Here is a 14,729-nt window from a genome sequence, read left to right as displayed (position 1 = left end):
TCCCGGTTTCTCCTTATGATTGACAGGAGCGGGACCGGATCTGCGGCGCATCACGCCGCCTACGATGCTATGCATCGTAGGACGCCGCGCTGCACCGCGTCCGGGGAACGGCCCATCTTGACCTCGCTGCCTCAATCCGCTTGCCTGCGCGCAACATCGTCAATCGCTTCGGGAAGAATCGCTCATGTCCCATGTGCTGGCCATCGATCAGGGCACCACATCGTCGCGCGCCATCGTGTTCCGCGCCGACATCTCCATCGCCGCCTCGGCGCAGCAGGAATTCCCGCAGCATTTTCCGGCCTCGGGCTGGGTCGAGCACGAGCCTGAGGACATCTGGACCTCGACCGTCGCGACCTGCCGCGCGGCGCTGGACAAGGCTGGCCTCACGGCGAAGGACATTGCCGCCATCGGTATCACCAATCAGCGGGAGACCACCGTGGTGTGGGACCGCGTCACCGGTCAGGCCATCCACCGCGCCATCGTCTGGCAGGACCGCCGCACCGCGGAGATCTGCGCGCAGCTCAAGGCCGACGGCCACGAGCCGCTGATCTCCGCCAAGACCGGGCTGATTATCGATCCATATTTCTCCGGCACCAAGGTGGCGTGGATTCTCGACCATGTGCCCGGCGCGCGCGCCCGCGCCGAACGCGGCGAGCTCGTGTTCGGCACGGTGGATTGCTATCTGCTGTGGCGGCTGACCGGCGGACGGGTCCACGCCACCGACGCCACCAACGCCTCGCGCACCCTGATGTTCGACATCCACACCGGGCAGTGGGATGACGAGCTGCTGAAAATCCTGCGGGTGCCGCGCGCCATGCTGCCGGAGGTCAAGGACTCCTCGGCGCATTTCGGCGACTGCGAGCCCGCTTTGTTCGGCGGCGCCATCGCCGTCGCCGGCATCGCCGGCGACCAGCAGGCCGCCACCATCGGCCAGGCCTGCTTCGCGCCGGGCATGATGAAGTCAACCTATGGCACGGGCTGCTTCGCGCTGCTCAACACCGGCACCACGCCGGTGGCCTCGAAGAACAAGCTGCTCACCACCATCGCCTATCAGCTGGGCGGCGTGCGCAGCTACGCGCTGGAGGGCTCGATCTTCGTCGCCGGCTCCGCGGTGCAGTGGCTGCGTGACGGCCTCGGCCTGATCAAGACCGCCGCAGAGACCGGCCCGCTGGCCGATCAGTCGGATTCGATGCAGTCGGTCTATCTGGTGCCGGCCTTTGTCGGCCTCGGCGCGCCCTACTGGAATCCGCGCGTGCGCGGCGCGCTGTTTGGCCTCACTCGCAACACCGGACCGGCCGAGATCGCGCACGCGGTGCTGGAAAGCGTCTGCTACCAGACCTTCGATCTCTGGGCCGCGATGCGCGCCGACTGGCCGGAGGCTTCGGCCGCGACCATCGTGCTGCGCGTCGACGGCGGCATGGCCGCCTCCGACTGGACCATGCAGCGCCTCGCCGACCTGCTAGACGCCCCCGTCGATCGCCCGGTGATCCAGGAGACCACCGCTCTGGGCGCCGCCTATCTCGCCGGTCTCCATGCCGGCGTCTATCCCGAGCCGCAGAAGTTCGCCGACAACTGGCGGCTCGAAACCCGCTTCCGCCCGCATATGAGCGAGGCGACGCGGACGCGAAAACTCAAGGGCTGGGCGAGTGCGGTCAAGGGCGTGCTGGCGAGCGACGAGGGGTAGGGGTAGGCGCGAATGTTCGTCGTGTCCCAGGCGCGCCACAGCGCTCCACGTGTCCCGGCCGTGCTGCTGCGCAGACCCGGGACCCAGCCTATTGATATCAACAAGCTGGGCCCCTGATCTGCGGCGCACCACGCCGCGCAAGCGCGGCGCAGTGCACCGCGTCCGGGGAGCGGACCGGACTCGCGTCGCGATATTTTTTCCTAGCCGCATCTTGATGGCCACTATCGTAGGTTTATAATCCATAGCATCCCGTCCCACCGAGAGGGGCGTATCGCGATCGTCAGGTTCGCGGGGCGGGGTGCGGTGGACGCGGCAGCGTCAGGCGCGGAAGGTCGGATCAGGGCGGCGGGCTCCGCAGGGGTACCGTGAGATCCGGACACCGCGTGGACGACGGCGCTGCGCGGACGGCGAAGGCGTGTGGTCCTGGTGCCCCGCGTGAGCACCAAGCGCCAGGCGGCGCGTGTCGCGGCAATCCGTCCGCGGCCCCGCCCGTGCCAGGCGCGACGGCGACGAGACAGCGTGTCGGCCGCCGGGGAGAGCACGACATAAGCCGTTAACACCACTGCGCGCGGAACGCCGGGCTGTTTCCCGGTGTGACCGTGGCAAGCCTCGTGTGCTTTCTGCCATTGCACACGAGCCCATGGGTGCATCGGGCACCCGGCGTTCCGCGCGCCCTCTCGATTTCGAGGGGGACGGAATGCAGCACAGCCCGGACGCATTGGCGTCGCGGGATTGCGATCACATGGCTGTTTGACAATTGAATCCGAAAACCCAGGCTCACGTGTCCCGGACGCGCTGCGGCGTGAGCGACGATGCGCAGCATCGTCCGAAACGCTGCTGCGCAGATCCGGGACCGTCCCAGCCGCCGGCGTCCGTGACAGCCCCGGATCTGCGGCGCACCACGCCGCAAGCGCGGCGCATTGCACCGCGTCCGGGGAACGCAAGCCAGTGCGCTGCCGCGCTTCCGGGGAAGGAAAGAGTTGCTCCTACCTCTACACCTTCGTCCCGAACTTCGCATGCAGCGCCGGAAAGATCCGGTCGGGCTTGAACGGCACCCGGGTGAAGCGGATGCCGGTGGCGTCTTTCAGGGCGTTGCCAAGGGCGGCGGCGACCGGGTTGTACGGACTCTCGCTCATCGACTTGGCGCCCATCGGGCCCAGCGCATCATGGGTGTCGGCGAAGTACACCTCGGTGCGCGGCAGGTCGGCGAAGCCCGGCAGATGATAGTCGCGGAATTTCGGATTGATCACACGGCCGCCGTCGTCGATCACCATCTCCTCATACAGCGTGGCGCCAAGCGACTGCGCGACGCCGCCCTCGACCTGGCCACGCAGCCGCATGGGGTTGGCGACGCGGCCGGCGTCCGCCGCCTGCACGCTTTTCAAAATCTTGATCACGCCAGTGCCCTTGTTCACGGCGATACGAAACCCCTGCACGTTGAAGGCCACCGAGCGCGGCGTGCCGGCGGAGGTGCCGATGACGCGCCGCGTGCCGTCGCCCGCCTGCAGCGCGCGCGCCATTTTTTCGGCGGCGTCCTGGGTGGCCTTGCCGGCCACGAAGGTGCCGGCGCTGCCATAGGCGCCGGTGTCGTGGCCGCCATTGGCCGTATCCGACGGATGCAGATGAATCTGCTCGACGCTGCAGCCGAGCGCAGAAGCGGCGATCTGCCGGTGCACGGTGGCGGTGCCGTTGCCGAATTCGGCGGTGCCGACGATGAGGTCGAAGTCGCCGTCGTCGCGCAGCGCCAGCGTCACCTCGGCGATGTGGCCGCCCGGCGGCACCGTCTCGATCATGGTCAGCGCCATGCCGTCGCCCACCAGCCAGTCGGTATCGAGGCCATGGGGCGGCATCGGTTCGGCCATGGCGCGTTCGACCAGGTCGAGACACTGGTCGAGGCCGTAGCTGCCATAGGCGACGTCGGTATGCGGCTTGCCGACCGGCGATACCATATCGTCGCCGGGCTTCACCACGTTGCGGCGGCGGAAGTCGAACGGATCGATGGCGAGCGCCCGCGCCAACTCGTCGATGGCGGCTTCCACGGCGAACAGCGACTGCGGCACGCCGTAGCCGCGAAAGGCGCCGGCCGGCACGGTGTTGGTATAGGCCACCACCGCATCGACCTTCTTGTTCGCGCAGTTGTAGGTGCCGAGCGGCACGCCGCAGGCATGAAACAGCACCGGCCCGGCGTGGTTGCCATAGGCGCCAGTGTTCGCGAGCGCGTCGATATGCAGTGCGGTGAGCTTGCCGTTCGCATCGGCGCCGGCGCGGATGGTGATGCGCATGGGATGCCGCGTCGACGTCGCCATGAACTGCTCCTCGCGGGTCAGCTCCCATTTCACCTTGCGGCCGGTCTTCAGCGCCGCGAGGGCGAGGATGTCCTCGACGAACATCTCCTGCTTGCCGCCGAAGCCGCCGCCGACGCGCTCGCAGAATACGCGGACCTTGTCCGGCGGCAGGTTGAAGATGCCGCACAGCGCGCGCCGCGACAAAAACGGCGTCTGCGTGCTGGAGCGGATGGTGAGCACGCCGGTCTCGTCCAACCACGCCATGCCGCCATGGGTTTCGAGATGGCCGTGCTGAACGCGCTGGGTGACGAAGGTGCCTTCATAGGTGACGGCAGAGGCTTTGAGCGCCGCGTTGACATCGCCGAATTCGCCTTGGCTCTCGGCGACGATGTTGGCCTCGGGCCGCATCATGCGGGTTTCCGGCCCCTTATCGCCGTGCAGCACCGGCGCGCCGGGCGCAATCGCCGCGGCGGGATCGAACACCGCCGGAAGAATGTCGTAGACCACCTTGAGCCGGCGGCAGCCTTCCTCGGCGGCGGCCTCGGTGTCGGCGATAACAGCGGCGACCTTCTGGCCGATGAAGCGCACCACGCGGTCGAGCACGCGGGTGTCGTCGGGGTCGACCTCGCTGACTTCATGGCGCGCGGTGGAGAACAGCACGTCGGGCACGTCCTCATAGGTCAGCACGCTGTGCACGCCCGGCACCGCCAGCGCCGCGGTCCTGTCGATGGACACGATGCGGGCATGGGGATGCGGCGAGCGCAGCATCTTGAGCTGCAGCACGCCGTCCATAGGCACATCGAACGTATAGCGCGCGGTGCCGCGCACCACATCGGGGCCGGCCGGTGCCGGCAGGTTGCGGCCGAAGGCGGTGCCGGGTGTTGCGTCCTCGACATTGACGATGTTGTTGAGCGCATCCTCTATGGTGCGATAGCCGGTGCAGCGGCAGAGGTTGCCCTTCAGCGCGGCGCCCAGATCCTGGCGCTGCGCCTGGTTGAGCGAAGCACAGGTCATGATCATGCCGGCGGTGCAGAAGCCGCACTGGAACGCCTGCGCATCGAGGAACGCCTGCTGCATGGGATGGATGCTGCCCTCCGGCGCGAGGCCCTCGATGGTGGTGACGGCGTGGCCCTCGGCGCGGAAGGCCGGGACGATGCGGCTGTGCACCGGCTCGCCGTCGATCAGCACCGTGCAGGCGCCGCAATCGCCGGCGTCGCAGCCTTTCTTGACGCCGAAATGGCCGAGCTCGCGCAGGAAGGTGCGCAGGCACTGGCCGGGCCGCGGCTGTTCGGCGAATTCGTGGCCGTTGATCTCGTAGGTCATGAATCGCCCTGCAGTTCGGCGCGGATCTGTTCGGCGAGACGCAACGTCATATGCTTGCGCCATTCCGGTTTGCCATGGACGTCGTCATGGATCAGCGCATCGGGAATGCCTTCGATGATTGCGGCATGCAGCTCATCCGCCGAGGGCAGCGTGGTGAAGGCAAGCTGCACGGGTCGCACAGTCGATCCCGTCACGGTCAATGCAAACCGTTCTCCATCCAGCGTGCCGATCAGCAGCGCGCCGGAGCGGCCGACCGGGGTCAGCGCGATCTGGCGGAACGCCGCGCGGCGGCGCAGGGCGGCGAGGGGAATGTCGATCTGGCGCAGCAACTCGCCGGGCGCCAGCACATTTGCGAGATTGCCGGTGACGAAGTCGACCACGCGCACGCGCCGTTCGCTGCCATCCGGATTCCAGATGGTGCAGATGCCGTCGAGCGCGCCGGTCAGCGCGATCATCGGCCCCGCCGGCAGCGACATGCAGATGTTGCCGCCGACGGTCGCGGTCTTCCAGATCTTGAAAGAGGCGAGGAAGGCGCGGCAGCACTGGTTGATCAAAGGCGCTGCGATCCAGTCCGGCGGACAGGCGAGCGCGTCGAGCTGTGCCACGGTGCAGGTGGCGGCGATGCTGAGATGGCTGTCCGTCACGGTCAGCGCCGGCCAGCCAAGGTCGTTGAGGTCGATCAGGCGCGCGAGATGCGCCTGCGGCTCCGAGAACAGCCAGGTTCCGCCGGCCAGCCACGCGTCGCCGGCCTTCCATGTGGGTAGCTCCGCACGCGTCTGCGGCCGGGTGACTGAGGTGACCGTATTGAGATCCATAGCTGCGCTTGTGCTTTCAACCCGTGGCCGAAGTTTGTATGCAGGCTTGCAGGAGCGGCTTGCAAGACCGACGCCAGTTCGAAGTATCGCGGCTGGTCCCCGATTTGCAAGGTACCGGCGACACGCCCCGCAGGGAGACGATCGAGACATGACGGGAACGCAGCCGATCTGGATCAAGGACCCGCTGGCCATGCTCGCCGACGGTGCCGAGTGCGGCGTGGTCGTGCAGGACGGGCGCATCGTCGAACTGGTGCCATCCGGCGGTACGCCGTTCACCGCCGGCGTGGCGGTGTTCGACGCTGGCGCCCACGTGGTGCTGCCGGGCCTGATCAACACCCACCACCACTTCTACCAGACCCTGACCCGGGCACTGCCGGCGGCGCTGGACCGCGAGCTGTTCCCGTGGCTAAGGGCGCTGTATCCGGTCTGGGCGCGGCTGACCCCGGAGTCGCTCGATCTCGGCGTCACGGTTGCGATGTCGGAACTGCTGCTGTCGGGCTGCACCACCACCACCGACCATCATTACGTGTTCCCCGCCGGGCTCGAGGAGTCCGTCGATATCGAGGTCGGCGTCGCCCGCCGGCTCGGCATGCGCGTGCTGCTGACGCGGGGCTCCATGAACCGTTCGGTGAAGGACGGCGGCCTGCCGCCGGACAGCGTGGTGCAGGACGAGGACACGATCCTCGCCGATAGCGAACGCGTGGTGGCAAAATTCCATGAGCGCGGCGAGGACGCCATGGTGCAGATCGCGATGGCGCCGTGCTCGCCGTTCTCGGTGACGACCTCGCTGATGAAATCGACCGCCGCGCTGGCGGAGAAACTCGATGTTCGGCTGCACACCCATCTTGGCGAGACCGAGGACGAGAATCGTTATTGCGAGGAAATCTACGGCTGCCGGCCGCTGGACTATCTCGAGCAGACCGGCTGGCTGAACCAGCGCACCTGGCTCGCGCATGGCATCCATTTCAATGCGCCGGAGATGGTGCGGCTCGGCCGCGCCGGCACCAGCATCAGCCATTGTGCGTGCAGCAACCAGGTGCTCGCCTCGGGCTGCTGCCCGGTCTGCGACATGGAAGATGCCGGCGTGTCGATTGGCCTCGGTGTCGATGGTTCGGCGTCCAATGACGGTTCCAACCTGATCCAGGAGGTGCGCGCCGCGTTCCTGCTGCAGCGCGCCCGCTACGGCGTCGGCCGCGTCAGCCACAAGGACGCGCTGCGCTGGGCCACCAAGGGCTCGGCGGCCTGCGTCGGCCGGCCGGAGCTTGGCGAGATCGCCGTCGGCAGGATGGCCGACTTCGCACTGTTCAAGCTCGACGAACTGCGCTTCTCCGGTCACGGTGATGCGCTGGCCGCTCTGGTGCTGTGCGGCGCCCATCGCGCCGACCGCGTGATGGTCGGCGGCGTCTGGCGGGTAATTGACGGCGCCATCCCCGGCATGGACCTGCCGGAGCTGATCCGCCGCCACAGCAAGGCGGCGAAGGCGATGCAGGCAGGATAGGAAACGGTTTGCGCGAACAGCTTTTCGACATCGATGGCAATCTGCTGCTGACCCTTGACGCGTTGCTCAGGGACCAGAACGTCACGCACGCGGCTGCGCGTCTCGGCATTTCGCAATCGGCACTGTCGGCGCGGCTGGCCAGGCTGCGGCAGCATTTCGGCGATCGGCTGCTGGTGCCCGCGGCGTCCGGGCGCGGCATGATCCCGACGCCGCACGCCTGCACCATTCAGCCCGCACTCGCCGAACTCATCAATCGGCTGCGCGAGTTTTCGAATGTTGCAAGCGTGTTCAATCCGGCTTCGAGCGAGCGCACCTTTCGTATCGCAGCAACCGATAATCCGGCGGCGATCCTGGCGCCGGATCTCATTCCCTTTGTGAAAGCGCAGGCGCCTCATGTCCGTCTGGCGTTCGTGCTGCCCGACAAGACGCGGATCTTTTCGGATATGGAACAGGGGCACTTCGATATCTTCGTCGGCGCAGCCGACGATGTTGCGGACGGTCTGATGGGCCGCACCTTGCTGGACGACCACTTTGTCACCGCGCAGCGAGTGGGACATCCGCGGGGCAAGCAGCCGCTGACGCTGGACGAGTTCTGCGCGCTCGACCACCTGCTGATTTCGACGTCCGGCGGCCGCTTTGCCGGAATGGTCGATGAGGCGCTGGCGGCGCTTGGGCGATCGCGCACGGTGTCCGTCTCGGTCCAGAGTTACGCCCTCGCCCCGGTGATCCTTGCGAGCAGCGATCACATCTGCACCTTGCCGTATCGCTTTCTGGCACGGTTTGCCGGTTCGCTCGAGCTGTTCGAGCCGCCGCTGGCGCTGAACGATTTCAGTCTCAGCGCCTTCTGGCACGATCGCACGCGCAACGATCCAGCCCATATCTGGCTGCGCGAGCAGCTGTTCCGGGTCGCCGGTGCGGAGGGCCGCACCAACGCGTAGCGCGACGGTCAGAGAGACTGACCGTCGCTGCTTGGTGATGGGGAGTCCGCTTATTGCCCGGCGCGATTGCGATATTCGACAGGGAACCAGCCGAACTTGCCATGACCGTCGGCACGCACGTGTCCGACGCCGGGGAACGGCAGATGCGGGGCGGCGATCAATTGACGGTCGCCGGCGAACTGCGCGAATGCGGTCTGACGGACCGAGGCTGCCTTGGTCGGATCCTGATCGTAGACGATGGTGATCGAGGGCTTCGGAAATTGCACGGCGGCGACATGGATGATATCGCCGACGAAGATGATGGACTGGCCTTCGCTGGTGACATTGAAGAATGCACTTCCAGGCGTGTGGCCCTGATGAATGGTCGCGACCACGCCCGGAAGAATCGTCGCACGATCCGCAAATGGCTTCACCTTGCCGGCCTTGTCGTAGACGCCGATCGTCTTGGCGGCCTCATCGAAATACTTCTGCGCGTAGCCGGTCCTGGCGGCGTTGGATGGGTCGAGGAAGAAATCGATGTCGGGCTTTCCGACGTGAACGGTCGCGTTGGGAAAGGTTCTTCGCCCATCCACGACAAGTCCGCCGGTATGGTCGGTATGGATGTGGGTGATCAGGATATCGGTGATATCCTCCGGGGTGGTGCCGATCGAGGCAAGGCTGTCGACCAGCTTGCCACCATAGCCGGGCCCGAACAATTGCCCAGATCCGGTATCGACAAGAATGCGCCGTGCGCCGTCCGTGATGAGAAAGGCGTTGATCGAGGCTTCGACGGGATTGTCGAGAAACGACCGGTGCAGCAGGTCGTCGACCTCGGCGGGCTTCGTGTGGGTGAGAAGCTGATGGAGATCCTGCGGCACGGTGCCGTCGGACAGGGCAACGATGTCCAGCTTGCCGAGCGGAAAACGGTAGGTGTCGGGGACCTGTTGATGGGAGACGGCGGCGGGGACGGCCGGGGTTTCGGCCCACGCCGGTGGCGCCAGGCCGATCGTGCTGGCAATGGCGATGCTGTGGACGAATGAACGGTAGCTCATATTGCTGCTCCTGATGAGGCTTCTTCGTCGCCTTCAGGTAGTCGGCTGAACCAGGTCTTTGAAATCAAACGTTTGGATGGGACCTATCGACCAAGCCGATAGGCAGCCGGCGCGTGGATAACATCGCGCGCTCCATGCCGGAAGCGGCGAAAGCCGTAACCGGGCTTTGGTGGAAGGTGGTGCTCCATCCTGTTGAATGAAAAAGTCCGGGCATCGCTGCCCGGACCGATCGCAATCCTCAAGTGGCTGGATCTCACTTGCCGCCGGGGACCTTGTCGTCGATGCCCCTGACGTAAAAGTTCATGCCGAGCACCTGGCCGTCGGCGAGATGGTCGCCGTCCTTGCATTCGATTTCCTTGCCGTCCTGGCCGAGCACCGGGCATTTGAACGGCTTGATAGTGCCGGCGATGATGCCGGCCTCGGTGTCTTCAGCCAGCTTTTTCACGTCGTCGGGCATGTTGGTGTAGGGCGCCATCACCACCATCTTTTCCTTCAGGCCATCCCAGGTGTCTTCCGACTTCCAGGTGCCGTCGAGTTCGGCCTTGACGCGTTTGATGTAATACGGCGCCCAGTTGTCCATGATCGAGGTAAGCTGGGTCTTCGGTCCGAACTTGATCATTTCGGAGTCCTGTCCGAACGCCAGCTTGCCGCGTTCGGAGGCGATCTGCATCGGCGCCGGGCTGTCGGTGTGCTGCATGATGATGTCGGCGCCCTGGTCGAGCAGCGCCTTGGCGGCGTCGGCTTCCTTGCCGGGGTCGAACCAGGTGTTGGCCCAGATGATCTTGACCTTGATGTTCGGGTTGATGGTCTGCGCGCCCAGGATCGTGGCGTTGATGCCGGAGATGACTTCCGGGATCGGGAATGAGCCGATGTAGCCGAGCACGCCGGACTTCGACATCTTGGCGGCGATGATGCCCTGGATGTAGCGGCCTTCATAGAAGCGGCCGGAATAGGTCGAGACGTTGGCGGCGCGCTTGTAGCCGGTGGCGTGCTCGAAGTGAACGTTCGGATATTTTTTCGCAACCTTCAGCGTCGGCTCCATGTAGCCGAACGAAGTGGTGAAGATCAGCTTGTTGCCGGCGCGGGCCAGCTCGCTCGATGGAGCGCTCGGAGTCCGGACCCTCGCTGACGTTCTCGAGATAGGTGGTCTCAACCTTGTCGCCGAATTCCTTGATCATGGCGAGGCGCGCCTGGTCATGCTGGTAGGTCCAGCCGAGATCGCCGATCGGACCGAGATAGATAAAGCCGACTTTGAGTTTTTCGGCGGCGTTCGCACCGAGCATACTGGCCGCGGCGGTGACGATCACCGTTGTCGCAGCGAGGACGATCTTTCTCATGGGTCTCTCCGGTTACCAAGGGGTGGACTGATGATCCCGCAGCGCGCGCTCCCCCTCGCGCACCGCAGTTCGTCTATCGATCGGGAACGAACACCGTTCCCAATGCCGCGGGCGCGGTCGAGCCGCCGGTACGCGCGCGCGAAATCAAGACCAGGACGATGACCGTCGCCAGATAGGGCAGCGCTGACATCAACTGCGAGGGAATGCCGATGCCCCAGCCCTGCGCGTGCGGCTGCAGGATCGTGACTGCGCCAAACAGGTAGGCGCCGATCACCAGGCGGCCCGGCCGCCACGACGAGAACACCACCAGTGCCAGCGCGATCCAGCCGCGCCCGGCGGTCATTCCGGGAATGAAGAACGGCGTGTAGGCGAGCGGCAGATAGGCGCCGGCGAGGCCCGCGCAGGCGCCGCCGAACATCACCGCATAGAGGCGGATCCGCAGTACCGGATAGCCCAGCGCATGGGCTGAGATATGATTGTCGCCGGCCGCACGGAGGATCAGGCCGGCACGGGTGCGATACAGGAACAGCCAGACCGCGACGACCAGCAGCAGCGACAGATACACAAACCCATCCTCGCCGAACAGGATGCGGCCGACGAACGGAATGTCGGTCAGGCCGGGAATATAGAGGTGGGGAGCCGTCGCAATCCGCTCGCCGACGAAGCCGGCGCCAATCAGCCCGGACAGACCGATACCGAGGATGGTCAGCGCCAGGCCGGTGGCGACCTGGTTGACGGCGAGGCCAAGCGCCATCGCGGCGAAGATCAGCGACAGCGCTGTGCCGGCCAGCATGCCGCAGATCGCACCGACGATGGTGGAGCCAGTCAGCAGCGTGCCGCCGAAGCCGCATGCGGCGCCCATGATCATCATGCCCTCGACGCCGAGATTGAGCACGCCGGCGCGCTCGGTGATCAACTCGCCGGTGGCAGCGATCAACAGCGGCGTCGATGCGGCAAGCACCGACAGGATGATGGCTTCAAGCAGTCCCATCGGCGGCCTTCCGTTGCGGCATGATGAGCCTGATCCGATACAGAATGAGGGAATCGCAGGCCAGCACATAGAACAGCAGGATGCCCTGGAACACCTTCGTCATATCGAGGGGGATCTTCATGGCGATCTGTGCCTGCTCGCCGCCGATGAAAGTCAGCGCCAGGAAAAGACCTGCAATTAATATTCCAATCGGGTTGAGCCGTCCGAGGAACGCAACGATGATCGCGGTGAAACCATAGCCCGGCGAAATTCCGGGCTGCAGATGTCCAATCGGTCCTGCCACCTCGATGATCCCCGCCAGTCCAGCCAGTGCGCCCGAGATCGCGAAGGTCAGCAGGATCAGCCGGTTGGATTTGAAGCCGCCGAACCGCGCGGCGCGCGGCGCTGCGCCGACCACGCGTATTTCAAAGCCCTTGATGGTGCGGCCGAGCAGCACCGCCGCGCCGGCGACCACAAGCAGGGTGATCGCCACGCCCAGATGCAGCCGGCCGCCTTCGATCAGCAGCGGTACGGTCGCCACCGGATCGAATTCGGCTGTGGTCGGGAAATTGAAACCGGCGGGATCGCGCCACGGACCGCGCACCAGATAGTCGAGCAGCAGCTCTGCGACATAGACCAGCATCAGGCTGACGAGAATTTCGCTGGCGCCGAACCGCACCTTGCATATTGCCGGGATCAGCGCGTAGAGCGCCCCCGCCGCAGCCCCAAACAGCAGCATCAAAGGCAGGACCCACGGTCCGGCATCGCTGCCATGGGTCACCACCGCCAGCCAGCTGCCGGCAACGGCGCCGACCAGGAACTGGCCCTCGGCGCCGATGTTCCAGACATTGGCCAGATAGCACAGCGACAGGCCGATCGCGATTATCACCAGCGGCGCGGCCTTCACCGCGATCTCCTGCAGCGAGTAGCTGTCGGTGAGCGGGGTAATGAAATAGACGGCCAGGGCGGCGAGCGGGTTCTTGCCGAGCAACGCGAACAGGATGCTCATGGTCACCACGGTCAGGCCGATGGCGATGAGCGGCGAGATCAGGGCGATGGCGGTGGAGCGTTCCGCGCGCTTTTCAAGCACCAACTGCATCGGCCGGCTCCTTTGGCGGAAGACTGCTGCCGCCCATCAGCAGGCCTAGCTTTTCGCGCGTGGCGTCGGCAGTGACCAGCGCCTCTGACAGGTGGCCGTGAAACATCACCGCGATGCGGTCGGCGATTTCTGCGAGTTCGTCGAGGTCCTGGCTGGTCACCAGGATAGCACAGCCCTCGGCGGCGAGATCGAGCAGTGCCTGGCGGATCACCGCGGCGGCGCCGGCATCGACGCCCCAGGTCGGCTGGCTGACCACCAGCACCACGGGATTGCGCAGGATTTCGCGGCCGACGATGAATTTCTGCAGATTGCCGCCGGACAGGCTGCCGGCCTCCGGATCGCGCTTGGCCTTGCGGACGTCGAATGCGGTGGTGGTGCGATCGACCGTCGACAGCGTTGCCGCCGTATTGATAAAGCCATGCTGCACCATGCCCGAGGCCGCGTGGCCTGTGAGCAGCGCGTTCTCCGACAGCCGCATCCGCGGCGCGGTGCCGTGGCCGAGGCGCTCCTCCGGCACGAAGGCGGCACCGAGTTTTCGCCGCGCGGTGATCGACAGATGCCCTGCGGCATGGCCGTCGATGACGATAGTGCCGGGATCCTTCGATAGGCGTTCGCCGGACAGCGCCGCGAACAGTTCATCCTGGCCATTGCCGGCGACACCGGCGACGCCGAGAATCTCGCCGCCCTTCAACTCGAATGAGATGTTCTGAAGCCGGACGCCGTGCGGGTCATCCGGCTCGAGGTTGAGCGCGTTGACAAGCAGCCGCGGCACGGTGGTCTTGCGTCCGGCCGGCGCCTTCACCTGCTTGATATCGGCGCCCACCATCATCCGCGCCAGCGAGGCGGCGGTCTCGCGACCCGGCATACAGGTGGAGACCTTCTTGCCGCCGCGCAGGATGGTCGCGGTGTCGCACAGCCGCTTCACCTCTTCAAGCTTGTGGCTGATGTAGAGCACCGCGCGGCCTTCCGACCGTAATCGCTCCAGCACGACGAACAACTGGTCGGACTCCTGCGGCGTCAGCACCGCGGTGGGCTCGTCGAGAATCAAGAACTTTGGATTCTGCATCAGCGCGCGCACGATTTCGATGCGCTGGCGCTCGCCCACGGACAGTTGCCAGACCTCGCGCTTAGGGTCGAGCGGCAGCCCGTAGACCCGGGAGACTTCCTCCAGCCGTGCCGACATGTCCTTGAAGGACTCCTTGCCGTCGAGGCCGAGTGCGACGTTCTCCGCAACGGTCAGATTGTCGAACAGGGAAAAGTGCTGGAACACCATGCCGATGCCGCGGGCACGCGCATCGTGCGGGCCGGACAGCACCATTTTCTGGCCCTGCCACAGCATCTCGCCTTCGCTCGGCTGGATCAGCCCGTAGACGGTCTTGACCAGGGTCGATTTCCCGGCGCCATTCTCGCCAAGCAAGGCATGGATTTCCTCCGGCCAGATCTCGATATCGATGGAGTCATTGGCGAGAAAATCGCCGTAGCGCTTGGTGAGACCGATGGTCTGCAGCAGGGGCGTCTGGCCGGCCCGCGGATTTGAAGGCGTCGGATCTAACATTCGCTGTCACGGGTGAGAGGACGCTCTTCGTCGATAGTGTGCCAAATCGGAATGCAGCGTAAATCCCGAAAAAGCGCCAGTCTCTGCTTAGCGCTTCAGCAAAATCCAGTCTCTGTGATTCCCGCCAGCCACGCCCCGCCTTGTACCAAATCCCACCCATGAAGACGGGCTGCGAATGGTGCGCGGTTGTTCAC

General features: G+C 65.6%; 9 protein-coding genes and 1 pseudogene. 3 read left to right on the top strand and 7 right to left on the bottom strand.

Annotation, left to right across the window (positions count from 1 at the left end; translation table 11 throughout):
- Positions 1-184 precede the first annotated feature (184 nt).
- A complete protein-coding gene (gene glpK, locus ACUXVA_RS27890; protein ID WP_445489374.1) occupies positions 185-1,684 on the top strand; it encodes a glycerol kinase GlpK in 1,500 nt (499 codons plus the stop codon).
- A gap of 992 nt (positions 1,685-2,676) precedes the next feature.
- Here glpK and ACUXVA_RS27885 read toward each other — a convergent pair.
- Both ACUXVA_RS27885 and ACUXVA_RS27880 read right to left on the bottom strand, forming a co-directional pair.
- Complete coding sequence (locus ACUXVA_RS27885; protein ID WP_445489372.1) at positions 2,677-5,292, bottom strand: molybdopterin-dependent oxidoreductase; 2,616 nt, start codon at positions 5,290-5,292, stop codon at positions 2,677-2,679.
- Positions 5,289-6,107 (bottom strand): FAD binding domain-containing protein, encoded by an 819-nt coding sequence (locus tag ACUXVA_RS27880; protein ID WP_445489370.1) that lies wholly within the window; start codon positions 6,105-6,107, stop codon positions 5,289-5,291. Before ACUXVA_RS27880 ends, ACUXVA_RS27885 begins: the two co-directional genes overlap by 4 nt.
- Positions 6,108-6,255: 148 nt before the next feature.
- Here ACUXVA_RS27880 and ACUXVA_RS27875 point away from each other — a divergent pair, with 148 nt between their 5' ends.
- Complete coding sequence (locus ACUXVA_RS27875) at positions 6,256-7,605, top strand: 8-oxoguanine deaminase (protein WP_265082704.1); 1,350 nt, start codon at positions 6,256-6,258, stop codon at positions 7,603-7,605.
- Between the two features lie 8 nt (positions 7,606-7,613).
- Positions 7,614-8,543: a LysR family transcriptional regulator gene (locus tag ACUXVA_RS27870; RefSeq protein ID WP_445489368.1), complete on the top strand. Its 930-nt coding sequence runs from the start codon at positions 7,614-7,616 to the stop codon at positions 8,541-8,543.
- 50 nt (positions 8,544-8,593) lie between these two features.
- Here the strand turns inward: ACUXVA_RS27870 and ACUXVA_RS27865 are convergent, their stop codons facing one another.
- The 5 genes and pseudogenes from ACUXVA_RS27865 to ACUXVA_RS27845 form a co-directional block, all read right to left on the bottom strand.
- Positions 8,594-9,574, bottom strand: a complete 981-nt coding sequence (locus ACUXVA_RS27865) for an MBL fold metallo-hydrolase (RefSeq protein ID WP_445489366.1) — start codon at positions 9,572-9,574, stop codon at positions 8,594-8,596.
- 253 nt (positions 9,575-9,827) lie between these two features.
- Positions 9,828-10,911, bottom strand: a pseudogene (locus tag ACUXVA_RS27860) (BMP family ABC transporter substrate-binding protein).
- Positions 10,912-10,984: 73 nt separating this feature from the next.
- Positions 10,985-11,902, bottom strand: coding sequence for an ABC transporter permease (locus ACUXVA_RS27855; RefSeq protein WP_445489364.1), 918 nt, complete (start codon positions 11,900-11,902; stop codon positions 10,985-10,987).
- Entirely contained in the window at positions 11,889-12,980 is a 1,092-nt protein-coding gene (locus tag ACUXVA_RS27850; RefSeq protein WP_265082708.1) for an ABC transporter permease, read from the bottom strand. Before ACUXVA_RS27850 ends, ACUXVA_RS27855 begins: the two co-directional genes overlap by 14 nt.
- On the bottom strand, positions 12,964-14,535 hold the full coding sequence (locus ACUXVA_RS27845; protein ID WP_445489361.1) for an ABC transporter ATP-binding protein: 1,572 nt from the start codon (positions 14,533-14,535) through the stop codon (positions 12,964-12,966). Before ACUXVA_RS27845 ends, ACUXVA_RS27850 begins: the two co-directional genes overlap by 17 nt.
- Between the last annotated feature and the right edge of the window lie 194 nt (positions 14,536-14,729).

Source organism: Rhodopseudomonas sp. RCAM05734 (assembly GCF_052658035.1).
This window is presented reverse-complemented; position numbering and strand designations above follow the sequence as displayed.